The organism is Umezawaea sp., assembly GCF_036375055.1.
Classification (GTDB): Bacteria; Actinomycetota; Actinomycetes; order Mycobacteriales; family Pseudonocardiaceae; genus Umezawaea.
Genome location: NZ_DASUSQ010000018.1, coordinates 66,471 through 92,182 on the forward strand (window position 1 = coordinate 66,471; position 25,712 = coordinate 92,182).

Annotated in this window: 23 protein-coding genes; 18 read left to right on the top strand and 5 right to left on the bottom strand. The window is 74.6% G+C overall.

What is annotated here, in order from left to right; genetic code table 11:
* Positions 1-8 precede the first annotated feature (8 nt).
* The 4 genes from VFZ92_RS06540 to VFZ92_RS06555 all read left to right on the top strand — a co-directional run bounded on the left by VFZ92_RS06540 (position 9) and on the right by VFZ92_RS06555 (position 2,614).
* A complete protein-coding gene (locus tag VFZ92_RS06540; protein WP_330874876.1) occupies positions 9-560 on the top strand; it encodes a HEAT repeat domain-containing protein in 552 nt (183 codons plus the stop codon).
* Positions 561-666: 106 nt separating this feature from the next.
* Positions 667-1,221 (top strand): M15 family metallopeptidase, encoded by a 555-nt coding sequence (locus VFZ92_RS06545; protein ID WP_330874877.1) that lies wholly within the window; start codon positions 667-669, stop codon positions 1,219-1,221.
* Between the two features lie 193 nt (positions 1,222-1,414).
* Positions 1,415-1,927, top strand: coding sequence for a hypothetical protein (locus VFZ92_RS06550; RefSeq protein WP_330874878.1), 513 nt, complete (start codon positions 1,415-1,417; stop codon positions 1,925-1,927).
* Positions 1,928-1,954: 27 nt separating this feature from the next.
* A complete protein-coding gene (locus VFZ92_RS06555) occupies positions 1,955-2,614 on the top strand; it encodes a response regulator transcription factor (protein ID WP_330874879.1) in 660 nt (219 codons plus the stop codon).
* Positions 2,615-2,836: 222 nt separating this feature from the next.
* On the opposite strand, the gene VFZ92_RS06560 is transcribed toward VFZ92_RS06555, so the two are convergent.
* A complete protein-coding gene (locus VFZ92_RS06560) occupies positions 2,837-3,598 on the bottom strand; it encodes a maleylpyruvate isomerase family mycothiol-dependent enzyme (RefSeq protein ID WP_330874880.1) in 762 nt (253 codons plus the stop codon).
* An 80-nt stretch (positions 3,599-3,678) separates the two neighbouring features.
* Here VFZ92_RS06560 and VFZ92_RS06565 point away from each other — a divergent pair, with 80 nt between their 5' ends.
* The 5 genes from VFZ92_RS06565 (at position 3,679) to VFZ92_RS06585 (ending at position 6,292) form a co-directional block, all read left to right on the top strand.
* Positions 3,679-4,047 carry a hypothetical protein gene (locus VFZ92_RS06565; protein ID WP_330874881.1) on the top strand — a complete coding sequence of 123 codons (369 nt, stop codon included), beginning with the start codon at positions 3,679-3,681 and terminating at the stop codon, positions 4,045-4,047.
* 31 nt (positions 4,048-4,078) lie between these two features.
* Positions 4,079-4,204 (top strand): hypothetical protein, encoded by a 126-nt coding sequence (locus VFZ92_RS06570; protein WP_330874882.1) that lies wholly within the window; start codon positions 4,079-4,081, stop codon positions 4,202-4,204.
* A gap of 155 nt (positions 4,205-4,359) precedes the next feature.
* The gene (locus VFZ92_RS06575; RefSeq protein ID WP_330874883.1) at positions 4,360-5,010 is read left to right on the top strand and encodes a DJ-1/PfpI family protein; all 651 of its coding nucleotides are present in this window, start codon (positions 4,360-4,362) and stop codon (positions 5,008-5,010) included.
* A gap of 125 nt (positions 5,011-5,135) precedes the next feature.
* Positions 5,136-5,273 (top strand): hypothetical protein, encoded by a 138-nt coding sequence (locus VFZ92_RS06580; protein WP_330874884.1) that lies wholly within the window; start codon positions 5,136-5,138, stop codon positions 5,271-5,273.
* Entirely contained in the window at positions 5,273-6,292 is a 1,020-nt protein-coding gene (locus VFZ92_RS06585; RefSeq protein ID WP_330874885.1) for a GlxA family transcriptional regulator, read from the top strand. Before VFZ92_RS06580 ends, VFZ92_RS06585 begins: the two co-directional genes overlap by 1 nt.
* On the opposite strand, the gene VFZ92_RS06590 is transcribed toward VFZ92_RS06585, so the two are convergent.
* Together VFZ92_RS06590 and VFZ92_RS06595 are read right to left on the bottom strand one after the other, a co-directional pair.
* Complete coding sequence (locus VFZ92_RS06590) at positions 6,273-8,297, bottom strand: ATP-binding protein (protein ID WP_330874886.1); 2,025 nt, start codon at positions 8,295-8,297, stop codon at positions 6,273-6,275. The two genes, VFZ92_RS06585 and VFZ92_RS06590, sit on opposite strands and share 20 nt — an antisense overlap.
* A 56-nt stretch (positions 8,298-8,353) precedes the next feature.
* Entirely contained in the window at positions 8,354-8,932 is a 579-nt protein-coding gene (locus VFZ92_RS06595) for a helix-turn-helix domain-containing protein (protein WP_330874887.1), read from the bottom strand.
* A gap of 82 nt (positions 8,933-9,014) precedes the next feature.
* Here VFZ92_RS06595 and VFZ92_RS06600 point away from each other — a divergent pair, with 82 nt between their 5' ends.
* From VFZ92_RS06600 to VFZ92_RS06635, 8 genes are all read left to right on the top strand, one after another.
* Positions 9,015-9,896 carry an SDR family oxidoreductase gene (locus VFZ92_RS06600; protein WP_330874888.1) on the top strand — a complete coding sequence of 294 codons (882 nt, stop codon included), beginning with the start codon at positions 9,015-9,017 and terminating at the stop codon, positions 9,894-9,896.
* Between the two features lie 133 nt (positions 9,897-10,029).
* Entirely contained in the window at positions 10,030-10,884 is an 855-nt protein-coding gene (locus tag VFZ92_RS06605; protein ID WP_330874889.1) for a DUF6585 family protein, read from the top strand.
* Between the two features lie 722 nt (positions 10,885-11,606).
* On the top strand, positions 11,607-12,719 hold the full coding sequence (locus VFZ92_RS06610) for a sensor histidine kinase (RefSeq protein WP_330874890.1): 1,113 nt from the start codon (positions 11,607-11,609) through the stop codon (positions 12,717-12,719).
* A 94-nt stretch (positions 12,720-12,813) separates the two neighbouring features.
* The gene (locus VFZ92_RS06615) at positions 12,814-13,551 is read left to right on the top strand and encodes a hypothetical protein (protein ID WP_330874891.1); all 738 of its coding nucleotides are present in this window, start codon (positions 12,814-12,816) and stop codon (positions 13,549-13,551) included.
* 4 nt (positions 13,552-13,555) lie between these two features.
* Positions 13,556-14,446 (top strand): ABC transporter ATP-binding protein, encoded by an 891-nt coding sequence (locus VFZ92_RS06620; RefSeq protein ID WP_330874892.1) that lies wholly within the window; start codon positions 13,556-13,558, stop codon positions 14,444-14,446.
* On the top strand, positions 14,443-16,008 hold the full coding sequence (locus tag VFZ92_RS06625; RefSeq protein WP_330874893.1) for a hypothetical protein: 1,566 nt from the start codon (positions 14,443-14,445) through the stop codon (positions 16,006-16,008). The genes VFZ92_RS06620 and VFZ92_RS06625 overlap by 4 nt, the downstream gene beginning before the upstream one ends.
* Positions 16,009-16,145: 137 nt before the next feature.
* Positions 16,146-21,317, top strand: a complete 5,172-nt coding sequence (locus VFZ92_RS06630; RefSeq protein ID WP_330874894.1) for a CHAT domain-containing protein — start codon at positions 16,146-16,148, stop codon at positions 21,315-21,317.
* Between the two features lie 160 nt (positions 21,318-21,477).
* Positions 21,478-22,797, top strand: a complete 1,320-nt coding sequence (locus VFZ92_RS06635; RefSeq protein WP_330874895.1) for a DUF2252 domain-containing protein — start codon at positions 21,478-21,480, stop codon at positions 22,795-22,797.
* Between the two features lie 9 nt (positions 22,798-22,806).
* On the opposite strand, the gene VFZ92_RS06640 is transcribed toward VFZ92_RS06635, so the two are convergent.
* Positions 22,807-23,226: a hypothetical protein gene (locus tag VFZ92_RS06640; protein ID WP_330874896.1), complete on the bottom strand. Its 420-nt coding sequence runs from the start codon at positions 23,224-23,226 to the stop codon at positions 22,807-22,809.
* Positions 23,219-23,599 carry a hypothetical protein gene (locus VFZ92_RS06645; protein WP_330874897.1) on the bottom strand — a complete coding sequence of 127 codons (381 nt, stop codon included), beginning with the start codon at positions 23,597-23,599 and terminating at the stop codon, positions 23,219-23,221. The genes VFZ92_RS06640 and VFZ92_RS06645 overlap by 8 nt, the downstream gene beginning before the upstream one ends.
* Positions 23,600-23,795: 196 nt before the next feature.
* Here VFZ92_RS06645 and VFZ92_RS06650 point away from each other — a divergent pair, with 196 nt between their 5' ends.
* Entirely contained in the window at positions 23,796-25,631 is a 1,836-nt protein-coding gene (locus VFZ92_RS06650) for a LamG-like jellyroll fold domain-containing protein (protein ID WP_330874898.1), read from the top strand.
* Positions 25,632-25,712 lie beyond the last annotated feature (81 nt).

Genomic DNA, 25,712 nt, shown 5'->3' on the forward strand with positions numbered 1-25,712 from the left:
AGAGCGCGATGGCTACCACGTTCGAACAGGTGCGCGCCGCGCTGATCGCGGAGGAGCCCGACTACCGGCGGGCCGCGGAACTCGGGGTGGAGGCCCTGCCCCACCTCAAGAGCATGGTCGAGGGCGGCGAGCCGATGCTCGCGGCCAAGGCCGCCTACCTCGCGGGCCTGATCGACGACGAGCGGTCCGTCGACGTCCTGCTGGCCGCCGCCGCCCACCCCGACCCGACCGTGCGGGTCGCGGCGGCGTCGAGCACCCGCAACCTCCCGCCGAGCGCGGCCGAGGTCGTCCGCGAGACCCTCGACGCCGACGACGACCCCGGTGTGCGCGCGATGAGCGCCACGGCGGCGGGCTTGGACGCGGCCGAGATCTGGCGGTCCGCCGAACCCGAGGCCGTACCGCCCGAGCCCGCACCGGAGCCCCCGCCGACCGACGGCCGGATGCCCGGCGAACGGGACTCCGCCGACGTCCCCGAGGGCCTGATGCCCGGCGAGTCGGAGGCGGTGCGCCACGAGGTGCGGGCCGAGGGCCTGATGCCGGGGGAGCGCCCGGCCGACTAGCCGGCCGGGTGTTGCACGACCAGTACACGGCGCGGGCGGGACGGGGACATCCCACCAGCAGGGTCGAGGACGTACGACCTCGACATCGCTGGTGAGGAGACCGGTCTTGGCATCGACGCGTGGAACCGCGCAAGGAGCCCTGCTCGCAGGCGCGCTCGTCACGGCGCTGGTGGGGTGCTCGCCGGAGCGGGCGGGCACCCCACCCCCGAGCCCGTCGGTCCGGCTGACGGGCGACGGCGCCATCCCGGACAACGGCAGCATCTCCCTGTCCGACACCGGTCACGACGCGCTCCGCGGCCTCGACCCCGCCCTGCTGGAGGCGGTGCGCGGGGCCGACGTCGACGCCCGCCTCGACGGCGTCGAGCTGCGGGTGACGTCGGGCTGGCGGAGCCACGAGTACCAGCAGCGCCTCCTCGACCAGGCCGCCGTCACCTACGGCAGCCTCACCGAGGCGCGGCGCTTCGTGAACACACCGGAGAGGTCGACGCACGTGTCCGGCAAGGCGATCGACATCGGCCCGACCGCGGCGGACGACTGGCTCATCAGGCACGGCGCCGCCTACGGCCTGTGCCAGGCGTACGCGAACGAGATGTGGCACTTCGAACTCCTGACCACACCCGGTGGCGAGTGCCCCCCACCGCGTGCCGACGCCACCGACTGATCCGGATCGGTGCTCCGCTGTTCGCCGGTACGGCGGGTGCTCGAGGGAAATGCCTGCCGGCACCGGCGATCGTCGTCGCGGCGAGCGGACCGCTGCGCTGGGCCCACCGACCGAACCCCGTCCGCACTACAGTGGGAGGGCGTGTCCGGTGGGGCGGACGGCTTCCCGGATCGCGCGGGTGGAGGTGGTCGGCATGGCCTTCAGCGGCCGCGGAGCCACGCGTGCGCCGGGCGGGCGGCGGATCGGGTTGGCACTGGCGGTCGTGGTGGCCGGGTGTGCGGGTACCGGGTCCGTTCCAGGGCCCAGCACCGCGTCGACGCCACCGCCCAGCGGCGTCCAGGAGAGCGTGCCGGACGTTCCCCCGATGCCGCGCGGCCTGGTCGGGCTGTGGATGTCCAGCGGCGGGGACGCGGCGATCTCCTACTCGTTCGAGGCCGACGGCTCCTACGCGCACGCGGGCTTCGTCGCCCAGGTCGGAACCGACGCCTCGGCGTTCACGTTCGTGCGGCAGGAGGTCGGCTGGGCGGTCGTGCGGGGGTCGCGGATCTCGCTGCGGCCCGCCGAGGCGATCACGCACTCGGACCCCGACGGGGACCGGTCGGGCTCCGGCTCGTTGACCGCCAGGGAGTTCACCTGGGAGGTGAGCCAGGACGTGCTGCTCCTGTCCAGCGGTGACGGCGGCGTGGTCAGGATGCTGCGCCAGTGACCCACCGGTGTGGGACGATCATCCGCTGTGACCATTCGGGTGCTCATCGCCGACGACCAGGAGATGGTGCGGCGCGGTATGCGCCGGGTGCTGGACAGCCAGTCGGACGTCGAGGTCGTCTGCGAGGCGGCTGACGGGCTCACCGCGCTGGAACTGGCCGAGCGCCACCGGCCCGACGTCGCGCTGCTCGACGTGCGGATGCCGGGGATGGACGGCCTGGAGGTCACCCGCAGGCTCGCGGGCCCGGAGCCGGTCGTGCCGGTCAAGGTCGTCGTCGTGACCACGTTCGACCTCGACGAGTACGTGTACCCGGCGCTGCGCCACGGCGCGTCCGGCTTCCTGCTCAAGCGCTCGGGCCCGGCGCTGCTGGTCGAGGCGGTGCGGGCCGCGCACAACGGCGACAGCCTGATCAGCCCGTCGATCACGGTGCGGCTGCTGCGCCAGGTCGTCGACGCCAAGCGCGAGCCGCGCGTCCTCGCCGAGCCGCTGACGGACCGGGAGGTCGAGGTCGCGGGCAAGGTGGCCGAGGGCCAGACCAACGCCGACATCGGGGCCGAGCTGTTCATCAGCGCGGGCACGGTGAAGACGCACGTGGCCGCGATCCAGCGCAAGCTGGGCGTGCGCAACCGGGTCGGGATCGCCGTGTGGGCGCACGAGATGGGCTACTCCACCCAGCCCCCGTCCTGACCGGCACCCACCCGTGGATCCAGCGGAGGGCGAGGATCCAGGGTGCGACGTGCGGCAGGCCCGCCACCACCACGGCGGCGGGCACACCGGTGACGAAGGCCGTTCTCGCCTGCTCGGCCCGCGCGGGCGCCAGGTCGGGCGACGAGGTCGCGCTGCTGCGGGCCACCGGCGACGCGCTGCGCGTCCCGGCGGACCACGTCGCCCGCGGAGCGGGACTCCGACCTACTCCGGCTCCCAGGCCACGAGCAGGTCGAACAGCCGCCGGTCGCCGTCGAGTTCCAGGGCGTCCACCGGGATCCGGCCGTACAGCGCCAGGACCAGGTCGCCCGCCGTGCCGCGCGCGGACGCGTCGGCGGCGGTGTCGGTCGCGGGCACGCGGTCGACCCGTGCGCCCGCCGCGGAGAGCCGGAGGCGCCAGGAGCGGCCCTCGGTGGCGTGGTAGTCCACCGTGGCGGGCTCGTGCGGCCACGCGGACGTCGTGGCGCAGCAGGTGGTCAGGAACTCCTCGACGCCGTCGAGCGCCACGTCGACGGGCAGCGGCTGCGGGGCGCCCGCGGTGATCTGGGCGTCGTAGGTGTGCACCGCGACCTGCTGGAGCTGGTGCCGGGCGACGGCGCCGCTGGTGGCGGGCGACTGCGAGGCGCCCCACCACGTCCAGCACCCGCGGTCCGGACCGGCCTCCCGCAGCGCGTCCCGCAGTCGCCGCGTTCCACCGGCCAGCCACGCCAGCAGGGCCTCGGGCTCCTCCGGAGCGGCCGGAACACCCTCCGGTGTGGACTTGGCCGTCGCGGGCCCCGCGGCGACCGTGGCCGCCCACGCGTAGCGCCCCTCGCCCAGGTGCCGGACGAGGTCGGCCAGCGTCCACTCCGGACACGTCGGCACCCGGACGTCGAGGTCGGGCGCGGAGGTGACCGCCGCGCTGAACGCGGCCGACCTCTCGTCGAGCAGGCGCAGCAGGTCGGGGAACTCCAGGGTCTCGTGCACCGGGGGTGTCTACCACCGCACCCCGGTCGCCGGACAGCGAATATCGCCTGCGCGGGCGGCGGGGACCGCGGTAGACGGCCGTGGCGGCCCGCACCAGCGACCGGATCAACGGGTTGGTGCCGCCCTCGTTCCACCCCACGACCACCCGGCTCGGCGCCACGTCGACCAGCGGCACCACGGCCAGGTGCGCCGCCGGGGCGCGCCCGAGCGGGGCGGTGCCGACGGAGTCGTTCCACAGCACGGCGTGCGGGCACTCCTGGACCACGCGCACCACCGGGCCCTCGCGCGGCTCGCCGCCGTTCCAGTACCCCTGCCGCAGCGGACCGGTGCCGGGCGGGAACCGGAACCAGCGGCGGTCGGCGAGGCCGGCCGGGTCCCGCTGCCCGTCACCCGAGCCGTCGGGGTGCTCGAACCGCTCGGCGCGCTCGGGCTGGTCCTGCCGCCGCTGACCGGCGTCGCGCCCCGGCCGCGGCCAGCGGGTTGGCGCTCCTCCAGCTCGGCGCGATCCCGGTCCACCTGACCGGCGGGGACCGGCGGATCGCCCTCGACGCCGTGCTCCTGCTCGTCGCGGCGGTCACCGCGTGGACGGCCACCGCCTGGCTGTGACCGATGGCCGAAATGGTGGGGTGCGCGTCGTTGTGGCCGCCGTTCGCCGGGTGCCAGCATCGGGGCGGCGGAACGGCGGACCACCTCGTTCCCCCTGCCGCGACGGGGAATCCGCGCGGCGTCCCCCGCACCCCACCGGTCGAAGGAGCCCTCACATGCAGGTCGCGATCGTCGTCTACCCCGGCTTCACGGCGCTGGACGTCCTCGGGCCCCACGAGGTCCTCGGTCGCCTCCCGGACACCGAGGTCGTCTTCGTCGCGGAGCACCCCGGCCTCGTCGTCAACGACCTGGGGAGCCTGTCGGTCCACGTCGACGCGGGCTTCGCCGACGTGCCGGAGCCGGACGTGGTGCTCGTCGGCGGCGGCCCCGGCGCGCACGACCAGCTGGCCGACGGGAGCCTGCACGACTGGCTGCGGGCGGTCGACCGGACCGCGGCGTGGACGACCTCGGTCTGCACGGGCTCCTTCGTCCTCGCCGCCGCAGGGCTCCTCGCGGGCCGGCGCGCGACGACCCACTGGTCCGGTCTCGACCAGCTCGCCGACTACGGCGTGACGCCGTCGACCGAGCGGGTCGTCGTCGACGGCCACTACGCGACCGCGGCGGGCGTGTCGGCGGGCATCGACATGGCCCTGACCCTCTCCGGCCTGATCGCGGGGGACCACGTGGCGCAGACGGTCCAGCTCATCATCGAGTACGCGCCGGAACCCCCCTACCGCGCGGGGAGCGTGGACTCCGCCCCGGCGGAGGTCTTCCGGAGCGCGGTGAAGACGTTGACCGGGAGTCTCCCGGACGAGGGCGCCGCCTGAACGCACCACTGCGAGCGGGGGACGGAGCGCCACCACGACCACCGGATCGGCTCCCTCCGGGAGGACGGCGGACGACCACCACGGCCGCACGTCCCGGTCGCGTCCGCGCGGCGCTCACGACGCCGGTGTTCCTCCTCGCCGGTCCGGCCGGGTGCGCGGCGGGCCCGACGTGGCGGCTGACCGGCGACCGCGTGGAGGACGCGGTCATCACGTCCCCCGCCGGTGACGGCCTCGCCCCCCGGTCCGCGCGCCAGGTGGATTGATGAACCGCTCCGGAGGTGCGAGCATCGCCGAGGTGCCAACCCGATCGGTGCTCGTCGTCCTGTTCGACGGGGTGCAGCCCCTCGACGTGGCCGGGCCCGTGGACGTGTTCTCGACGGCGGCGCACTACGCCGGTGGCCCGGACGCGCCTCCGTACGTCGTGCGCACCGCGTCGCTCGGCGGCGCGGCCGTGCGGTCCGCGGGGGGCCTGCGGCTGGTCCCCGACCTCGACCTGGCCGACGCCGAGACCCCCGACGTCCTGCTCGTCCCCGGTGGCCCCGGCGTGGAGGCCGCCACCGCCCGGCTCGCGGCGTGGCTGCGCGACCGCGCTCCCGGTGTGGAACGCGTGGTGTCGGTGTGCACCGGGGCGTACCTGCTGGCCGAGGCCGGACTGCTCGACGGCCGCCGCGCGACGACCCACTGGGGCTCGTGCGCCGACCTCGCGGTCCGCTACCCGCGGGTGGCGGTCGACCCGAGCCCGATCTTCGTCCGCGACGGCCCGATCTCCACGTCGGCCGGGGTCACGGCCGGGGTGGACCTCGCCATCGCCCTGGTCGAGGAGGACCACGGGCGCGCGGTGGCGCACGAGATCGCCCGGTTGCTGGTGGTCTTCCTGCGCCGACCGGGCAACCAGGCCCAGGTCAGCGCGCAGCTCTCCGCGCAGGTCGCCCGCTCGGACCCGCTCCGCGACGTCCAGTACTGGGCGGCCGCCAACCTGACGGCCGACCTCTCGGTGCCCGCGCTGGCCCGGCGGGCGGGCCTGTCGACCCGTCAGTTCTCCCGCGCTTTCACCGAGCAGGTCGGCGTGACACCGGGCCGCTACGTCGACCTCGTGCGCCTGGAGGCCGCGCGGCGGATGCTCACCGACACCCGCGACGGCGTGATCGGCATCGCGCACCGCTGCGGCTACGGGACGGCCGAGGCGATGCGCCGGGCGTTCCTGCGCGACCTCGACGTGTCGCCCACGGAGTACCGCCGCGCGTCGACACCGCCGCCGACGCTCACGCCTGCCCCCCGGTAGGTCTCCGAGCCGCCAGCTCGGCCGCGACGTGGGCCCAGTTCTCGTTGTGCATCTCCCGCGCGACCGCGTCCAGGAGCCCCGCGACCTCCACGGCGCGGTCCCAGTCCTCCCGCCGGGCGTGGAGGTCGCCCAGGTGCTCCAGCACCCACGCCTGCCGGTTCAGGTCGTCGAGCGCGCGGCCGAGGTCGAGGGAGCGCGCCAGAGCCGCCTCGGCCTCGTCCCAGCGGCCCAGGTCGGCGAGCGCGTCCGCCAGGTGGACCAGGACCCAGCCGGTGCCCAGGTCGTCGCCCGCGGCCTCGTTGAGGGCGAGGGCGTGGTGGTACAGCCGCACGGCCTCGACGACGTCGCCCGCGCCGCGGTGAGCGGTGCCCAGGTGCGTCGACACCCACGACTCGCCGACCGGTGACGTGGTGGCGCGCAGGGCTTCCCGCATCTTCTCGATCGCGTCCACCGGCCGGTCCAGCCGCAGCAGCGCCAGCCCGAAGTGCGTCAGCACCCAGCTCCGCTGCTCGTCGTCGACGGCCAGTTCCAGCGCTCGCCCGTACCGGTCCGGGGTTTCGGCGGCCCGGCCGTTCTCCCACAGCACCATGGCCAGGTGGACGATCGCGGCCAGCTCCGCGTCCCGGTCCCCGTCCCGCCTGGCCGCGTCGACCGCGCGCCGCAGCACGTGCTCGACCTCCTCGGTGAGTCCTCGGTAGCGGAAGAAGTCCCGGACCGCCCGCGCGAGCTGGTGGCACTGCCGCCACGCCTCCGCCCGGTGCACGGCCTCCAGCGCGTCCAGGACGTTGGCGGCCTCCTCGTCGAACCACTCCAGGCCCTCCGGCGACGGGCAGTCCTCGTACAGGGCCGACTCACGCCAGGCCTGCGCGCGTTCCCGGTACCAGTCCGCGCCGCGGACCAGGACCGCCCGCCGGTCCGCCGCCGGGTCCGTCGACTCGGCCATGTCCCTCGCGAACAGCCGGACGAGGTCGTGGAACCGGTACCGCCCCGAGCCGCTGTCCTCCAGCAGCTGGTGGTCGACCAGCTCCCGCAGCGAGCGCTCGGCCACGTCCTCGTCGACACCGAGGGCCGCGCCCGCGGCGGCCGGGCCGAAGTCGCGGCCCGGCGCGAGGCCCAGCAGGCGGAAGTGCCGGTCCACGGGTGCGGCCAGCCCGCTGTAGCTCAACGCCAGGCTCGCCCGCACGTCCACATCACCCGCCCTGAGCCCGCCGAGCCTGCCGCGCTCGTCGGCGAGCTCGCTCACCACGGCGTCGAGCCGCGTCAGCCGGAGCTTCACCCCGACGATCCGCAGCGCGAGCGGCAGGTAGCCGCACAGCCGCGCGAGGTCGGCCAGCGGCTCCACCTCGGCCGTCTTCCCCGTCCTGCGCAGGAGTTCCCGCGCGGACGCCGGGTCGAACATCCCGAGGCCGACGAACTCCGCGCCCGCCAGCCCGCTCAGCGGTCGCCTGCTGGTGACCAGCACCCTCGACGTCGCCGTGCCCGGCAGCAGGGGCCTCACCTGCCGCTCGTCGTGCGCGTTGTCCAGCACCACGAGCGCGGGCCGGTCCCACAGCCGGGCGCGGAACAGGTCGGCGCGCGCCTCCGGGTCGGACGGGACGTCCCTCGCCGGCACGCCGAGCACGAGCAGGAACCGGCCCAGCACCTCGGCGGGACCGACCGGTCGCGGTTCCACGCCCCGCAGGTCCGCGTACAGGTGGGCGTGGTCGAACCGCGACCGGACCTCGTGGCCGAGGTGCAGCACGAGCGTGGACTTCCCCACCCCGCCCGGCCCCCAGACGCACACGACACCGGTGCCGCCCTCGACCAGGGCGCGCAGCTCGGCGAGTTCACGGACCCGGTTGGTGAAGTCCGGCACGGTCGCCCTCAGCTGCGACCGGGAGGCGCGGACGTACTCGGGACGCGGGTGGACGTGCACGTCGCCGTGGATCTCCCCGGCCTGGACCAGGACGTGCGCGCTGCCCGTGAAGACGTTGTACGTCCGAGGGGCGTCATCGGATGCCGACATGGCTCGACGGTCGCGGACGACCACCGCGCGGCGCCACGCAGTTCGCGTACCGGCGGTCAGCCCAGTGCCGCGCTCGCCGCGCGCAGCTCGTCCAACGCCGCCAGGGCGTACCCGGCCAGTTCGTCCTTGGTGCCGCGGTCGCCCTCGGACCACCGGGCGTACCCCCGCTTGAAGGCGAGGACGCCCAGTTCGCCCGCGAGCGCCGCGGTCGGGTCGGGTACGCCGCGGGCGACCAGGGCGGTCGTCATGGCCGCCGCGAGGCTGACGCTCTTGAGGGCGTCGCGCTCCTGGAGTTCGGTGCTGGCGGCGATGGCCGCCTTGAGCCGGGGTGCCAGCTGGTGGCTCACGGGGCCCATCGCGGTCGCGGCGCGTTCCAGGCCCGCGGCGACGGCCTCCAGCGGGCGCGCGTCGGCGGGCGCCTCGGTGATCCCCTCGGCCAGCAGCCTGCCCAGCGTCTCCTGCCCGGCCACGAGCAGTTCGCGCTTGTCGGGGAAGTGCCGGAAGAAGGTGCTCTTGGTGACCCCGGCGCGCTCGGCGATCTGCGCGACCGTCGTGGCGTCGTAGCCCTGCTCGGTGAACAGGTCGACGGCGGCCACGACCAGGCGTTCGCGCGCACCCGGTTCCCATCGACCCATGCGGACATCCTAGCGACGGGACTTTTGTCCCATCACTTTGCTACCGTGATGGGACAAAAGTCCCGTCACTGGGAGGGTTCCCATGCGCGTCTTCATCACCGGCGGCACCGGTCTGATCGGGTCCGCCGTCGTCGCCGAACTGCTCGACCACGGCCACACCGTCCTCGCCCTCGCCCGTTCCGACGCGTCCGCGCGCGCCGCCGAGGCGAACGGCGCCGAGCCGCTCCGGGGCGCCCTCGCCGACCTGGACGTCCTCCGCGCGGGCGTCGCGAAGGCCGACGGCGTGGTCCACCTGGCGTTCGCCAACGACTTCAGCGGCCCCGACGCCCTGGCGGCGGCGGTCGCCGAGGAAACGGCGGCCCTGGAGACCCTGGGGCGGGAGCTCGTCGGCAGCGACCGGCCCCTCGTCACCGTCTCGGGCACGCCGTGGGTGCCGGGCCGCGTCTCCACGGAGGCCGACCCGCCCGCGACCGAGGGGCCGGTCGGCGGTCGCGGGCGCGCCGTCGCGGCGGTCCTGGACCTCGCCCCGCGCGGGGTCCGGAGCACGGCGGTGCGGTTGCCGCGCACGGTGCACCACCGCGGCGAGGGCGGGTTCGCCGGGCTGCTGACGACCACCGCACGGCGGACCGGGGTGTCCGGCTACCCCGGCGACGGCGCTCAGCGGTGGCCCGCCGTGCACGCGCTCGACGCGGCGGTGCTGTTCCGGCTCGCCCTGGAATCGGCACCGGCCGGGACGTCCTGGCACGCGGTGGCCGACGAGGGCGACGAGGTCCGCGCCATCGCGGCGGTCATCGGTCGGCGGCTGGGCCTGCCGGTCGCGTCGGTGCCCGAGGAGACCTACGGCCCGCTCGGCCCGATCTTCGCGACCGACCAGCCCTCGTCGAGCGCCCGCACCCGGCAGGCGCTCGGCTGGGAGCCGAGGCACCCGAGCCTGCTGGAGGACCTGGAGAACGTGCGGCCCTGACCCCGCCGCCCGCCCATCAGATCCGTGAATCGGCCCATCGGACTCCGCGAGGGCGTGATCACCCGGAAGCGCCACCCGGCTCCCGAGCCGGGTGGTTCGATGGGGGTTTCGCCCACCGCGGCAGGGAGCACGGATGTCGACGCAGTTCTTGGGGAACCACCCGATCCCGCCCGAGGTGTCGGTCGCGGCCTCCGAGAGGGGGCTGGGCCGGGCCAAGGCGGTGCACCGGGTGCCGCACCGGGTGGGCACCGCCGAGGAGGCCGCGAAGGAGAAGGGCGCCGATCTCCGCAACGGTCTGCTCGTCCTCGCCGGGATCTCCGCTCCGCTGGTCATCGCCCTGCTCCTGTGGTGGGTGACCGGGAGCATCGGCCTCGGCACCGGCGTGGGCCTGGTGCTGACGGTCGTGGGCTGGGGCGTGCACCACCTCATGGACCGGGACGACGACGAGGACACCGGGGAACGCGACCGCGTCTACGTGTTCGGCGAGGGTTTCGCGCTGCCCGCGCGGGACGGGGTTCCCGCCCGCGCGGTCACCTGGGCCGAGGTCGAGGCCGTCCACCGCGGCGTGACCGACACCTACGTCGACGGCAAGCACGTCATCACCGTCCACGCCTACCGGCTCGTGCTGCCCGACGGTGAGCTGGTCGTCTTCCGGGGCGTCGAGCAGCCGGGCAAGATGTCGCGCACCGACGTCGTCGCGCTGGGACCGGTGCTCCAGAAGGAGGTCTCCGAACGGCGACTGCCACCGGCGGTCGAAGCGATCAACGCGGGCCGGACCGTCGACTTCGGGCCGCTGGCCCTCTCCGCGTCGGGTGTCACCACCCCGAGCGGCCTCGTGCCGTGGAACTCGGTCCGCGAGCTGTCGACCGGGGCGGGCCAGGTGGTGCTCGCCTCGGCGGGCCGCAAGCCGGGGACCTACCCGATCTTCGACATCCCCAACTTCGAGGTGTTCTGGACGCTGGCCCAGACCCTGCGCGCACAGCGCTGACCCCGATCACCGCGCGCCGAGCGCCGGCACCAGTGCGGCGCGCAGCAGGGGCGGGTCGTCCCCGGCCAGGTTGGCACCGCTGGTGATGTGGACCCGGTGTCCTCGAACGACCGGTGGTGCCCTGGAGGCCGCCGTCGGCGTCCAGCAGGGTCTCGTGCGAGCCGTCGGGGTCCACCCGCACGAGCCTGTTCGCCTGGTTGAGCGCGGCGAGGATCTCGTTCCCGCGACCGGTGAAGTCGAAGTCGTCGACCCCCTCCAGCCCGGTGGCCCTGACCTCGGCGCGGCCCGCGGCGCCTCCGTCGGTCAGCGGGAGGCGGACGATCGTGCCGCGGTCGGAGTTGCTCGCCCGCACGGCACCGTCGTGGACCTCGGGCCGTTGGCGCCGACGAGGCCGTTCGGCGCCAGGTCCACGGGATGGCTCCCGCGCGACCGGGCGGCCAGGACCCGTCGATCCCACCCGCTCCCTGCGGGCCCGGAACTCGTGGGTGCCGGAGCCGACCAGGTTCCTGGCGCGATCGTCCTGGACCGCGGCACCGGGCGGAGCGGTGACCCGGTTCCCGTCGCGCACCCGCACGAAGACCCCGCCCGTCGCGCCGACGGGCGGGCTCACCCGCGGCGTGCGGCGGTCCCGGTCGCGGGTCCAGGACGAGCCGTGCGGGCGACCGCACCGTCCTCAGTGGACTGGAACGGGGCGGGGCTCGGCGGTGCGTAGGCTTCCCGCCATGCGCGAAACCCGCCGTCGGCTGGTCTGGCTCGTGCCCTGTGCACTCCTGCTGCTCCTCCCCTCGGCCGCCGCTCCGCCGGGGGCGTTCGTCCTCGCCCTGACCGCGACCGCCGTCCTGTTCGCGGCGCTGTGGCGCTGGCCCGCCGGACGGGTCGGGCTCGCCACCGCGGTGGTGGCGGCCTCGGTGGTGTCGCTCGTGGTGGACGTGGTCCACGGCGGCCGGGCCAGCCTCGCCCTGCTGTGGATGCCGTTCGAGTTCGCCGGTCTGCTGGTGCTGCTCGGGCGCGCCGTCCGGCTGGTCCCGGCCGGACGTGTCGTCGCCGTCGCCGCGCTCCCGGTCGTCGCCGCTCTGGCGCTGCCGCTGCGGTTCACCCTGCACGAGTCGCCGATCAGGTGGGACACGTCGGTGCTCGGGTTCGTGCTGGTGCCGTTCCCGCTGGCCGTGACGATCGGGATCGGGGTGTACCTGCGGGGCCTGGACTCCCGCCGGGTGGAGGCGGTGGCCGAGGCGACGGTGCGGCAGCGGCTGGAGATCGCCGAGCTGCTGCACGACTTCGTCGCGCACGAGGTGACCGGGATCGTCGTGGAGGTGCAGGCGGCGCAGTTCGTCGACTTCGACGAGGCCGAGGCGCGGGCGGCGTTCGCGCGGGTCGAGGAGGCGGGGCTGCGGGCGCTCGACTCCATGGACCGCGCGGTGGCGACCATGCGCGAGGGCCCGAGGGCCGAGGGGGCCGTCGGCCTGGGCGACGTGCCCGAGCTGGTCGGCCGGTTCACCGGGTCGGCCGTCCGCTGCGAGCTGGCCGACGCCGCCGTGGGCAGGCTCGACCCGGTCGCGGACGGGGTGGCGTACGCGGTGGTGCTGGAGGCGCTGACGAACGTCCGCAGGCACGCGGCGGGCGCGTCCTCGGTGCGGGTGGCGGTGGACCTCGTGCCGGGGCGGGGGATCGAGGTGTCGGTCGTCGACGACGGCGGCGCGCGGGGCACGACCCGTGCGGGCGGCGGCAGCGGGCTGGCCGGGTTGCGCGAGCGCGTCGAGGCGGTCGGGGGCGCGGTGAGCGCCGGTCCGCACGGCTCGGGGTGGCGGGTGGCCGCCGTGTTCCCCGTGCGGTGATCCGTTCGCCGATCTCTGCCGAACGGCAGATGTCCGATCCGCGGGGCCGCCGGAAGCTGGGGAAGCCGACAGATCCCCGACCTCCGGAGCGACAGTGCCACCACAGAGGACAACCGCGACAGCCCTGACCGCCCTGCTGGTGGCCGCACTGGCCGGGTGCCAGGGCGGGGGTTCCGCCACGACCGACTCCCGGTCGTTCGACTTCACCGCGGACAGGCTGGTCATCGACTCCCGCGAGGTGGGCCTCGTCGTCGACCAGGGCGCGGCGGGCTCGGTGCGGGTCGACCGCACGCTCACGGGCAAGGCCGCCGACGCGGGCGCCGCCGCGCTGGCCCTGGAGAACGGCGTGCTGCGGGTCGGGGTCGACTGCGGCGGCGTCACCCTGACCTGCGAGGCCGAGCACGTCGTGCGCGTGCCACCCGGTGTCGCCGTCGAGTTCCGCGGCTCCGGGAGCCGGGTGCGGGCCGAGGGCCTCACCGGTGACGTCACGGCGACGCTGACCGACGACGCCACGATCGCCCTGGCCGAGCCCAGCGGCACGCTGTCGTTGGACGCCACGGACAGCAGCATCACCGTCACCGCCGCGACCTCGCCGTCGGTCACCGCCGTCACCGCGGTCGACGGGGACGTGTCGCTCCAGTTCGCCTCCCCGCCCCAGCGGGTCGAGGCCCGGTCCGCGGGCGGTCACGCCGCCGTCGTGCTGCCCGCGGGACCGGAGACCTACCAGGTCGACGCGGCGGGCGCGCAGCCCGTGGCCCACGACCCGGCCAGCACCAGGACCGTGGTCGCGCACGCGGGCGACGGCCGCGCGACCGTGACGAAGGCGGGGTAGCGCCGTGCTCGAACTCCTCGACGTCACCAAGGTCTACCGCGGCGGCAAGCGGGCGGTGGACGGCGTCACGCTGACGCTCAACCCCGGCATGATCGGCCTGCTCGGCCCCAACGGCGCGGGCAAGTCCTCGCTGATGCGCGTCGCCTCCACCGTCACCCGCCCCACCTCCGGCCGGGTCCTGTTCCGGGGCACCGACGTGGTGTCCCACCCGAACGCGCTGCGCGAGGTGCTCGGCTACCTGCCGCAGGACTTCGGCGTCTACCCGAACCTGACCGCTCGGGAGTTCCTCACCTACCTGGCCGCGGCCAAGGGGCTCTCGGCCCGCTCCGCCAGGGCCCGCATCGACGAGCTGCTCCAGCTCGTGAACCTCACCGAGGCGCTGAAACGACCGCTGGGCAAGTACTCCGGCGGCATGATGCGCCGGGTCGGCATCGCCCAGGCACTGCTCGGCGATCCGCAGGTGATCATCGTCGACGAGCCGACCGCCGGTCTCGACCCGGAGGAGCGGGTGCGGTTCCGCAACCTGCTGAGCGACCTGTCCGCCGAGCGCGTGGTGCTGCTGTCCACCCACATCGTCTCCGACGTCGACTCGGTCGCCGCGGACATCGTCGTGGTCGCCCGAGGCAGGCTGCTGCGCCGCGGCGCGCCGGAGGACCTGCTGCGCGACGTCGACGGCCAGGTCTGGGAGGCCACGGTGGCCGCGGCCGAGGTCGCCGCCGTGCGGGCCGTGCACACGGTCAGCCGCGTGGTCCGCACCACGGCGGGCGTCCGGCTGCGGATGCTGTCGCCGTCGCGCCCGTCGGCCGCCGCCGAACCGGTGGCACCGGACCTGGAGGACGCGTACCTCAGCATCATCAACGGTTCCACCGCGGCGCACGGGGTGGTGCGGCGGTGATCGCGCTGGTGCTCGGCGACTTCCGCGACCGGGTGCGCAGGCCCGCCTGCGCGGCGACCCTGCTGGCGGCGGTCCTGCTCGGCTACCTGGCCGTCCCCGCGTCCGACTCGCAGTGGACGATCGTGCAGCTCGGTCCCTACCGCGGCCTGTACACCAGCGCGTACGTGGGCACGGCCACGGCGCTGGCGAGCACGCTCTGGTTGCTGCTGGGCGGTTTCTACGTCGTGCGCAACACGATCGCCCGCGACGAGCGCACCGCCGTCGGGCTGCTGCTGGCGGCCACGCCGCTGCGCACCCCCGCCTACCTCGCGGCCAAGCTGCTCAGCAACGTGCTGGTGCTGACGTCGATGCTGGTCGTGCTGGCCGGGACGGCGCTGGTGATGCAGTTCGCCCGCGGCGAGTCGACGTCGGTCGACCTCGGTGCGCTGCTGCTGCCGTTCGCCGTGATCGCCTTCCCGGCCGTGGTGCTCACCGCGTCCGCGGCCCTGTTCTGGGAGTTGACCCCGGTCCTGAAGACCGGAACGGGCAACGTCGTCTGGTTCTTCTGCTGGATGGTCGTCGCGATCGGCGGCCAGAGCCCGTCCGCGCCCCTGGGCGGACTCGGGGTGAGCGACGTCGTCGAGTCGCTGGGCGCTGACATGGCGGCCGAGGGCCTGGACGTCACCGGCGCGGAGTTCAGCCTCGGGCTCACCGCGCTGGACGCGCCGCTCATCCCGTTCGAGTGGTCCGGGTTCACGCCCGACCCCGGCTTCCTGGTCTCGCGGCTCGTCGTGATGGGCGTCGTCGTGGCGCTCGCGCTGCTGCCGGTGGTGTGGTTCGCGCGCTTCGACCCGTCGCGCGACGCCGGGTCCGAGCCGGAGCGGCCCGACACCGGTCTCGACGTGCCGATCCTGGTCGAGTCCGGCGCGTTCGACGTCCGCGGCGGGCTGACGACGGTGGTGCGGCGGGGGAGCGCGGTCGCGGCGTTCCCCCGGCTGCTGGTCGGTGAGCTCCGCGTGCTGCTCCAGGGCGTGTCGAGGTGGTGGTGGATCGGCGCCGCGCTGGTCGCCGCCGTCACGGTCGCCGTCCCGCTCGCCGGGGTGAGCAGGGTGCTGCTGCCCGTGGCGTGGCTCTGGCCGGTGCTGCTGTGGTCCCGCCTCGGCACCCAGCGGCACGAGTTCGACGTCCAGGCCATCCTCGCGCCGTACCCCTCGGTCCCGCTGCGGGCGGTCGCGGAGTGGTCGGCGGGCGTCGTGCTCACCGCGGGGACCGGTGCGGCGGCAGCGGTCCGGATGGTGCTCGCGGGTGATTCGGCAGGCGTGGCGGCGTGGGTGGCCGCGGTGCTGTTCATCCCGTCGCTGGCCCTCTTCCTCGGTTCGGTCAGCCGCACGCACCGCGTGTTCCAGGCCGTCTACGTCCCGATCTGGTACGCCGGGATCAGCGGGCTGCCGGTGCTCGACCTCATGGGTGTCCTGCGCGCCGAGGACGGGAGACCGCTCGGCCCGCCCGCGCCCCTGGTCGCCGCCCTGGGTGTCGCGCTGGTCGCGGTGGTGGTGGCGTTCGCGGGCCGCCGACCACGCTGAGTAGCGCGGTTCGGCCGGATGGTGATTCACCCGTTCAGGCCGTGCCCCGCTGCTAACGGAGGGCCCCTCCCCGCGACTCCAGGGACATCAGGCGCGCCTGGTGGTGCCGGGCGGTCGGGGCAGGAGGGCGGGTCACGATGGCCGTCGAGTTCACCGTGCGCGGCAAGGGGGTCGCGGAGCGGTCGGACCGGGACGACTTCGCCGAGCTGTACGGCGACGACGTCCGGTACGAGGTCAGGGGCGAGGTCCGGCTCACCGGCGTGAGCCGGGGCGAGGCCGAGGCGGTCGCGCTCGACGGTGAGGACTCCGACGTCGTCGAGGTCGAGGACTCCGACGGCGTGGTGACCTTCCACCGGGCCGGGGGACTGGTCGAGCGCGCGGGCGGCGGCGACCTGACCGCGTACCTCGACTCCACCACGCGCGGCGGGGGCGCGCGGCTCGCCGCCGTGCGGCGCTCGGCCGTCGCGGTGCCGCAGGACGTGCGGGAGGCGGTCCGCGTCGTCGACGCCGCCGTCGGCGCGCAGGTGAACCGCTCCGGTCTCATCAGCGCCGCGGTCGACCTGGCCGTGCGCCCGCTGTTCGACGAGGCGGCGAGGGCCGCGATGCGCAAGGTGGTCGACTGGATCGACGAACCGGTGTCGCCGGGGGACCACGTGCCCGACGCGGTCTGGCGGCGCAGGCCGAAACCCCGTGGCGTGTACCAGATCGGCGAGGACCTGCGCCTGGCCAGGACCGGTCCCCTCAAGTCCGCGCCGCCGTCCGCCGACGACCCGTTCCTGGTGCTGCTGCACGGCACGTTCTCCCACACCGAGGGCGCCTTCACGGCCCTGCGCGACACCGCGGAGTGGAGGGCCGTCGCGGCCCGCTACCGGGGCAGGATCCTCGCGGTCGAGCACGCGACCCTCGGCCTCACGCCCGCGCAGAACGCCCTGCACGCCGCCGCCCACCTGCCGGAGGGCTCCCGGCTGCACCTGATCAGCCACTCGCGCGGCGGGCTCGTCGGGGAGGCGCTGAGCTACGCGGCGAAGCACCGGCCGGTCCTGGACACCTTCCCCGACGGCCACCCCGACCGCGACGCGCTGCCGCGGCTGCGCGAGGTGCTCGTCGACCGCGGCGTCACCGTGGAGCGCTTCGTCCGGGTCGCCTGCCCGGCCAGGGGGACCACGCTCGCGTCGCACCGCGTCGACCGGTGGGCGTCGTTCCTGTTCAACGTCTTCACCCTCGTGCCGGGGCTGCGCGAGACCGGGATCGCCGCGCTGGTCAAGAAGTTCCTCCTGACGTTCCTCGAACAGCGCACGGACCCGCGGATCGTGCCGGGGCTCGAAGCCCAGATGCCGGAGTCGCCGTTCCTGCGGATGCTGCTGTCGGCGCAGTCGCTCGACGACGGGCTCGGCTCGATCGCGGGCGACGTCCAGGGCGCGGGCATCGCGCGGAGGCTGCTGACCCTGGGCGCCGACCTGTTCTACCGCGAGGACCACGACTACGTCGTGCCGACGTCCTCGATGTCCGGCGGCGCCACCCGGACCACGCCGCGCACCAGGTCCTTCCAGGGCGGGGACGTCAACCACGGCGCGTACTTCGCCAACCCGGACAGCAGGCGCGCCGTGAAGGCGTGGCTGGAGGCGAAGCCGGGGGAGGCGGTCGAGGGGTTCGAGCCGCGCGTCGCGCCCCGGTCCCAGGGGCGTCGGGGCGGTGTCGACGCCGCCGTCCAGGGCGAGGTGCTGCTGGTGCCGGACGTGTTCGGCTGCGCGCTGAGCCAGGGCGGTCTGCCGACGTGGCCGGACGTGTCGCGGTTCGTCGGCCTGCGCGCGGAGCGGGTGCTGACCGGGCAGACCAGGCCGGAGGCCCTCGTCCCGGCCTACGCGGAGCTGGAGGGCGTGCTGGGGGAGCGCCACCGGGTCGTGCCGTTCCCGTACAACCCGCGCGTGAGCTTCGAGCAGTCGGCGGCCCGGCTCGCCAAGCACCTCCGCGCACGGGTCGACGGCGGTGGGGCGCCGCACCTCGTCGCGCACGGCACGGGCGCGTTCGTCGTGCTCGGCGCGCTGGGGACCGACGGGCTGCACGCCGCCTGGCGCGCCGCCGGTGGCCGCGCGGTGCTGCTCGGGCCGCCGCTCGACGGCAGCCCGCTGGTCGAGGCGCGGCTCGCGGGCCGCGACGAGCTGACCGCGGCCATCGCCCTGCTGGACGGCGGGGCCACCACCGAGGAGGTGGGCTCGTGGCTGGGGACCTGGCCGACGCTGACGGCGCTGCTGCCGGGCGCGGCGGCCGAGAGGGCGGCCCTGCTGCCCGCCGACTGGAGCGGCATCAGCGCCGTGCACGGCACCGCGGACCAGACCGTGTCCGGCGGGACCGCGGCAGGCGGGTTCACGGTCTCCTCCGACGGCGACGGCTTCGCGCCGCACACCGGCCGCCGGGTGCGCGGACCGGCCACCTGGTACGCGCTCGTCCCGCACGCCGACCTGCCCTCGGACCCCGACGTCGCGGCGGTCGTGCTGGACCTGCTGGCCGGCCGGTCGCCCGCCAGGATGCTGACGTCGCCGCCCGCCGGGTCTCCCCGCGAGGCCCCGATGCCCGACCCGCGCGGACGGCTGCTGCTGCCCACCGACGACGAGGTGGTCCGGACGGCGTGGGGCGGCGGACGGTCGACCGCGCGGCAGGCCCTGCGCGTCTCGGTGGTGCACGGCCACCTCGGCTCGGTGCGCGGTCCCGTCCTGGTCGGCCACCAGGACGGGACCTCCATCGGCGGCGCCGAGCGGGCCGTCGACGACCACCTGAACAGGGCCCTCGAACGACGGCTCGACATGAGGCAGTACCCCGGCCCGCTGGGCACGTGCGAGGTGTTCGGGAACGCGGACGGCCCCGCGGCGGTGGTCATCGGCGTCGGCGACGCGGGCGACCTCACGCCCGGCGCGTTGACCGCGGGCGTCATCCAGGCCGTTCTGCGCCTGGCCGCCGTCCACGAGGACCGGGCGCTGCCGGACGTGCCGCCACCGCCGCTGTCGGTCTCCGCGGTGCTGATCGGCACCGCGCTGGTGCCCCCGATGCCCGTGGAGAACTCGCTCAGCGCGATCGTGACCGGTGTCCGGCAGGCGAACCGGCGGCTGCGCGACCTGCGCGCCGGGGCGTTCGTGGAGGAGCTGAGGATCGTCGAGCTGTACGAGGAGCGGGCGATCCAGGCGACCAAGGCGGCGACGCAGCTCGCGCGCTCCCTGCACGGCGAGGTCGTCGTGGAGCGCCTGATGCTGGAGAGCGGCGACGGCGAGTCCGGCCTGCCCCGGCCCGACTACCACGACGACATGTGGCGGACGGTCCGCATCGTCGCCGCCGACCCCGAGGACCGCGTCCACGTGCACGACCACCTCGTCGAGCTGTCGTTCACCAGCATCGGCAGGCACGCCCGCGCCGAGCAGCGGGTGAACACCAGCCAGCGCGGGCTGCTCGACGAGCTCGTGGCCGAGGCGGTCGCGGACGTCAACCCGGACGCGCAGCTGTTCAACACCCTCTACGAGCTGCTGGTCCCCACCGGGCTCAAGGGGCAGGGCTACGGCAGCGAGCACCTGATGGTGGTCGTCGACGAGCAGGCGGGCGTGCTGCCGCTGGAGATGCTCGCCACCCGCACGGAGGACGAGGGCGTGCTGCCGCTCGCCGTGCAGGTGGGCGTGATCCGGCGGCTGGAGAGCCGCACGTTCACCGAGCTGACGCGACCGTCGTCCGGCAACGCCGCGCTGGTCGTCGGCGACCCCGCGGGCACCGGCCTGCCCCGGCTGCCCGGCGCGCGGGCCGAGGCCCACCACGTGCGGGAGCTGTTGCAGGGCATGGGGTACGACGTCACGTCGATCATCCCCGGCGAGGACGCGGAGGAGGACGTCGTCGACATCCTCAACGCCCTGTTCCGCCGCGACTACCGCATCGTCCACATCACGGGCCACGGCCACCACGACCCGGCCGACCCCACCCGCAGCGGCGTCCGGATCGGCCACGACGCCTACCTGGGCGCGCTGGAGATCGCGAAGATGCGCACGGCGCCGGACCTCGTGTTCGTCAACTGCTGCCACACCGGCGCGATGGGGCGGTCCGGCGAGCCGGTGCGGGCGGACCGCCTCGCGTCGAGCGTGGCGCGGCAGCTCGTGGAGAACGGGGTGCGCGCGGTGATCGCCGCGGGCTGGGCGGTGGACGACGCCGCGGCCGAGGCGTTCGCCGACGCGGTGTACGGGGAGCTGCTGGGCGGTCGCGACCTGGGCATCGCCACCCTCGAAGCCCGCAAGCGCGTGTACCGGGACTTCCCGTCCACCAACACCTGGGGCGCCTACCAGGTGTACGGACCGCCCGCGTTCCGCCTCGACCCGGCGAGCAGGCGGACCCCCGCGCCGGAGCGGCCGGTGGCCCGCCGCGAGTTCGCCGACCGCCTCGACGACCTCAAGCGCCGCGCCGCGGGCTGCCGCGACGACGAGGTGGGCGTGCTGGCCGACGAACTGCGCGAGCTGCTCGCCACCGTGCCGTCGGACTGGCTGCGGGGGCAGGAGCGGTCGCGGACCGGCGACGTGTGGATGCTGCTCGCGCACTACCGCGAGGCGGTCGACTGCTACGAGACGGTCCGCCGCGAGTGGGACGCGGTCGGGTCGGTCAAGAGCCTCGAACAGCTGGTCAACGTGCAGGCGAAGTGGGCGGTGGAACGCGCCCGGCACCCCGACGGGCCTGGTCCGGACGCGGCCGTGCTGCTGGCCGAGGCCGAGAGGTCGGCGAACCTGCTCATCCAGCTCGGCGAGACGCCCGAGCGGTACTCGCTGCTGGGCGGCGTGGCCCGCAGGCGCGCGCGGTGCGTGCCGCCGGACCGGCAGGCCGACCTCACCGCCGCGCTGGTCGCCGCCCGCGACGCCTACCGCCGTGCCGTCGAGCTGCACCACGAGCGGACCGGCGAGGTCGACTTCTACCCGGCGCTCAACGAGGTCGTGCTCGGCTGGCTGGTCGGCAGGCGGTGCCCCGAGCAGCCGCTGGACGAGGACCGGGCGCGGACGCTGATCGCGCGGTCGCGGGAGGCCGCCGCGAGCGCCCGGCGGGCGGACTTCTGGGCTCAGGTGACGGAGCCGGACGCGGCTCTGGCCGAGGCGCTGCTCGGAGGCACGCTGCCCGCTGAGGTGGATGCCATCGCGAAGGCGTACGCGAGGGCGTTCGTCCGGTCGAGTCGTCGTGACCGGGCCACCGTGGGGGAGCACGTCGACGTCCTGGTTCGCGGGTTGCCGTCGTCGTGCGAGCGGGACGTGGCGGCGTTGCGGGACCTGCGGGCCAGGTTGGCCGTGCCGACCGCGTGAGCGGACGGGCGCGTTCGTCCGATGTGGAGGATTTGCCCGATCACCGGTGCCCCGCGGGTGGAACCGGTGGGCCGTCCGCGGCGTCCTGGACGTGGAGCGGTGTTGGCGTGCGTCGCCGGAATCGGCGAAGATCACGACCGCTCGACGAAAGGGGCACCGGATGACTGACCGCGGCGACCGCATCGTGGCCGTCCTCGAAGACGCGTTCGAGGACCTGATGTCCGCCGATCCGGCCGCGTTCCGGCACAAGTTCCGGAAGATGGCGGCCGAGCCGTTCGCGTTCTACCGGGGCAGCGCGTGCCTGTTCTACGCCGACATGGCCGAGGAGCCGGACGAGTGGGCAGACGAGCGGACCGGTCGGGTGTGGATCCAGGGCGACCTGCACGCGGAGAACTTCGGGACCTACATGGACGCCTCGGGGACGTTGGTGTTCGACGTCAACGACTTCGACGAGGCCTACCTCGGGTCGTTCACCTGGGACGTGCGGCGGTTCTCGGCGAGCATGGCGCTGCTCGGGTGGCGCAAGGCCCTGCCGGACAAGATCATCGAAGACCTGGTGCGGACCTACGTCACCTCCTACGTCGGGCAGGTCCGGTCGTTCGCGGAGAACCCTGGCGACGAGCTGTTCAGCCTGCGCCTGGACAGCACGGAAGGCGTGCTGCACCAGGTGCTGCTGCGGGCCAGGCTCGCGACCAGGGTCGAGCTGCTCGACGAGACGACCGTGGTCGTCGACTACGAGCGGCACTTCCGCCGCGACCGCTCGGGCGTGCGGGAGCTGGGTGAGGAGGAGCGCGCGACGGTGGAGCGGGCGTTCGCCGCGTACCTGGAGACCATCCCCACCGGCAAGAGGGCCAGCAGCAGCCTCACCTACGCCGTGAAGGACGTGGTGGGGCGCAGCGGGTTCGGCATCGGCTCGGCCGGGCTGCCCGCGTACAACGTCCTGGTGGAGGGCCGCACGCAGGCGCTGGAGAACGACGTGGTCCTGTCGATGAAGCAGGCGAACGTGGCCGCGCCCAGCCGGATCGTCCGCGACGAGCGCATCCGGGAGTACTTCACCGACCACGGCCACCGCACCGCGGTGTCGCAGCGGGCGTTGCAGGCGCACGCCGACCCGTGGCTCGGGCACACGCGGGTGGACGGCGTGGGCTACGTCGTGGCGGAGCTGTCGCCCTACGTCTCGGACCTCGACTGGTCGGACCTGACCGAGCCCGCGGACATGCTGCCGGTGCTGGGCTACCTCGGCCGCGCCACGGCCAAGATGCACTGCGTGGCCGACTCGGACTCCGAGCAGACGCTGGTCGACTTCCAGTGCGAGGAGGCCATCGCCGCCGCCATCGGCGACCGCGACGAGGAGTTCGCCGATTCGATCGTGGAGTTCGCCCTGCGGTACGCCGCGCAGACCCGTGAGGACCACCGGCTGTTCGTGGACGCGTTCCGCGACGGGCGGATCAGGGGGGTCGGGTCGACCGAGGCGTCGTGACCCGCCGAGCTACCGCGCGGAGGAGTTGACCCGGCGGATCCACAGCAGGCCGAGGACGGGCAGGACCAGCGGGATGAAGCCGTAGCCCTGCCCGAACCCGGACCAGACGGTGGCGTCCGGGAAGGCGTCGGGAACGACGAGGCTCACGGTGCCGACGACGAGCACGCCCACCAGTTCGACCGCGCAGGAGACCAGCGCGACCCGGCGGGACGTGCCGTCGCCGCGGGCCAGCGCCACGGTGGCGAGCACGTAGACGACGGCCGCGAACGCGGACAGCAGGTAGGGCAGCGGCGCGTCGGAGAAGCGGGTGCCGATCTGCACGGCCGAGCGGGCGGTCGCGGCGAGCGCGAAGATCCCGTAGACGGCGATCAGGAGCCGGCCGGGGCCCGACCGGGTCGCCTCGGCGAGGTCGGTCGTCGGCTCAGGCATGGCCCGCCCAGATCTGGGTGAGGCGCAGGATCATCGCGGGCACGCTCAGGCAGCCGACCAGCAGCACGCCGGGGCCGAACCGGGTGCGCTCGGCCAGCGCCCACACCACGGCGACGGGCACGACGACCACGGGGCCGAAGAGGTACCCGACGAAGGTCAGCTCGTCGATCTCCCGGTCCGCGCCGCTCATCCGCACCAGGCCGACGACGGCCTGGACGACCAGACCGATCTCCAGCAGCACCAGCGGGACGCCGATGGCCGTGGTCGGCGTGGAGCCGAGCGCGAGCGGCCGGTCGGCGATGACCATGGCGAGCGCGCCCGCGGCGATCAGCAGCGCGATGACCGTGAGCACGGTGGGCAGTACAGCGATCATGCGGATTCCTCGAACATCGACCGGGGACGCGGCCGTTCAGCTCCCGTCGTGCGGAACCCTACCCGGCGCGTCCCGACCGGCGTCCGGGGGCGAGATTTCAGCGGGTGTGCGGCTGTTGTTCGACCGCACGTCCACCACCTGCCGGTGGGGGCCGCCACCCTGACGTCCTCACCCGAACCCCTGGAGGAACCACCCCATGGCCGACGAACCCCGCACCGGCGACATCGGTCGGCGCACGCTGCTCCAGGCGGCGTTCGCCGTGGCCGCGACGGGCGCGCTGCCTGCCACCGCGAACGCCGGGGCGTCGGCCGGGACGTCGCCCGACGGGGACGGCTCGCGGTTCACGATCGCCGTCCTGCCCGACACCCAGTACCTGCTCGACGAGGGCGGGTCGGACCCCGAGCCGGTCCGCCACGCCCTGCGGGCGCTGCTGGAGCGGCGCGACGTCGTGTTCCTCGCGCACCTGGGCGACGTGACCGAGCACGGCACCGAGCGCGAGATGCGCACGGCCGACGCGGTGTTCCGCACGATCGACGGGCGGATGCCCTACAGCGTCCTGGCGGGCAACCACGACGTTCCCGGCGGTTCGGACGACCAGCGCGGGTCCACCCCGTACTCGCGGACCTTCCCGCCGGGCAGGTTCTCCCGGATGCCGACGTTCGGCGGCGTGGAACCCAAGGGGTACAACAGCTTCCACATCGTGAAGGCGGGCGGTCGGCAGTGGCTGGTGCTCGCGCTGGACTGGCGCGTGTCCGACCGCGGCCTCGCCTGGGCGCAGCGGGTCATCGACGACCACCGGACGCTGCCCGTCATCCTCACCACCCACGACCTCGTGTCCGCCGACGGCGGTCGGGCCGAGCTGTCCGCGCACGGGCAACGCCTGTGGGACAACCTGGTCCGGCGCAACGACCAGGTGTTCCTCACCCTCAACGGGCACTACTGGCCGCCCGGCCGCACCACCCTCACCAACGACCACGGCAACCCCGTGCACCTGCACGTCACCAACTACCAGGACCGCTACTACGGCGGCGCGGGCATGGTCCGGTTCTACACCTTCGACCTCGCCCGCGGCGTGATCGACGTGGAGACGTGCTCGCCGTGGCTGCTCACCCGCGGCGACACCGTCCCGGAGGTCGAGACCGCGCGGCTCACCGGCGACGCCGACCGGTTCTCGGTGGAGGTCGACTTCCGGACCCGCTTCGCCGGGTTCGCCCCGCCGGTCCTGCCGAAGCCCCGACCGGCGTCGGCCGTGCTGGTCGACGGCACCGTGGCGTACTGGCGGTTCGACACCGCGGGCCTGCCCGCCGCCGGGGCCGCCGGGCAGCCCGTGGCGCCCGGCAGCGTCGCCCGCGACCTGACCGGCAACGGCAACGACCTGACCGTCCAGCACCTGAACGCGAGCGGAACCGACGTGCTGACGTGGTCGGACGAGCACCACGACACCCAGCCCGCCCACGCGAGCCTGCGGTTCGGCGGGGCCCGCGACCCCGATCGCGGCGCGATCCTGCGCGCGGCCGAGTCGGCGCCGGTCAACCGGATGAGGTTCGAGTCCGGGTACACCATCGAGACCTACCTCAAGCTGCCCGAGCCGTTCGAGGGCGACCACGCGTTCATGGGCGTGCTGAGCTGGGAGGGCCGCAGCGGTGACGCGGGCAAGACCAGCGGCTGGTCGCCGGAGGAGCCGACGTGCAGCCTGAACGTGTCGGGCGAGCGCTTCCTCCAGTTCGTCGTCTACCCCGTGCCCACCGACGCCGACCCGACGTCGTGGAGCCACGCGATCCCGACCGGCCGGTGGACGCACGTGGCCGTGGTCAACGACGGGCGGCGCACCACGATGTACGTCGACGGCGCGAAGATCGCCCGGAACGCCTCGGAGGAGTCGAAGGGCATTTCGACGCTGGGGAAGCCGTTCGTGATCGGGGCGACGCAGTTCGCGTTGCGCTACGGGCACGGGTTCTACGGCTGGATCGGTGACACGCGGATCGTGGCCAGGGCTCTGCGGCCGGGGCAGTTCTTGACCGCGGTCCGGTAGCCGCGGGTGGAACTCCGGGTGAACGGACGGTCGACGGGGACCTGGAGCGGTGGTGGACCGTCGAGAATCCGGTTCTGCGGA

Bases quoted from the DNA above. Each gene is read 5' to 3' on its own strand.
- VFZ92_RS06540 (WP_330874876.1), top strand. From the start codon at position 9: ATGGCTACCACGTTCGAACAGGTGCGCGCCGCGCTGATCGCGGAGGAG.
- VFZ92_RS06550 (WP_330874878.1), top strand. From the start codon at position 1,415: ATGGCCTTCAGCGGCCGCGGAGCCACGCGTGCGCCGGGCGGGCGGCGG.
- VFZ92_RS06575 (WP_330874883.1), top strand. From the start codon at position 4,360: ATGCAGGTCGCGATCGTCGTCTACCCCGGCTTCACGGCGCTGGACGTC.
- VFZ92_RS06585 (WP_330874885.1), top strand. From the start codon at position 5,273: ATGAACCGCTCCGGAGGTGCGAGCATCGCCGAGGTGCCAACCCGATCG.
- VFZ92_RS06590 (WP_330874886.1), bottom strand. From the start codon at position 8,297: ATGTCGGCATCCGATGACGCCCCTCGGACGTACAACGTCTTCACGGGC.
- VFZ92_RS06595 (WP_330874887.1), bottom strand. From the start codon at position 8,932: ATGGGTCGATGGGAACCGGGTGCGCGCGAACGCCTGGTCGTGGCCGCC.
- VFZ92_RS06600 (WP_330874888.1), top strand. From the start codon at position 9,015: ATGCGCGTCTTCATCACCGGCGGCACCGGTCTGATCGGGTCCGCCGTC.
- VFZ92_RS06605 (WP_330874889.1), top strand. From the start codon at position 10,030: ATGTCGACGCAGTTCTTGGGGAACCACCCGATCCCGCCCGAGGTGTCG.
- VFZ92_RS06610 (WP_330874890.1), top strand. From the start codon at position 11,607: ATGCGCGAAACCCGCCGTCGGCTGGTCTGGCTCGTGCCCTGTGCACTC.
- VFZ92_RS06630 (WP_330874894.1), top strand. From the start codon at position 16,146: ATGGCCGTCGAGTTCACCGTGCGCGGCAAGGGGGTCGCGGAGCGGTCG.
- VFZ92_RS06635 (WP_330874895.1), top strand. From the start codon at position 21,478: ATGACTGACCGCGGCGACCGCATCGTGGCCGTCCTCGAAGACGCGTTC.
- VFZ92_RS06640 (WP_330874896.1), bottom strand. From the start codon at position 23,226: ATGCCTGAGCCGACGACCGACCTCGCCGAGGCGACCCGGTCGGGCCCC.
- VFZ92_RS06645 (WP_330874897.1), bottom strand. From the start codon at position 23,599: ATGATCGCTGTACTGCCCACCGTGCTCACGGTCATCGCGCTGCTGATC.
- VFZ92_RS06650 (WP_330874898.1), top strand. From the start codon at position 23,796: ATGGCCGACGAACCCCGCACCGGCGACATCGGTCGGCGCACGCTGCTC.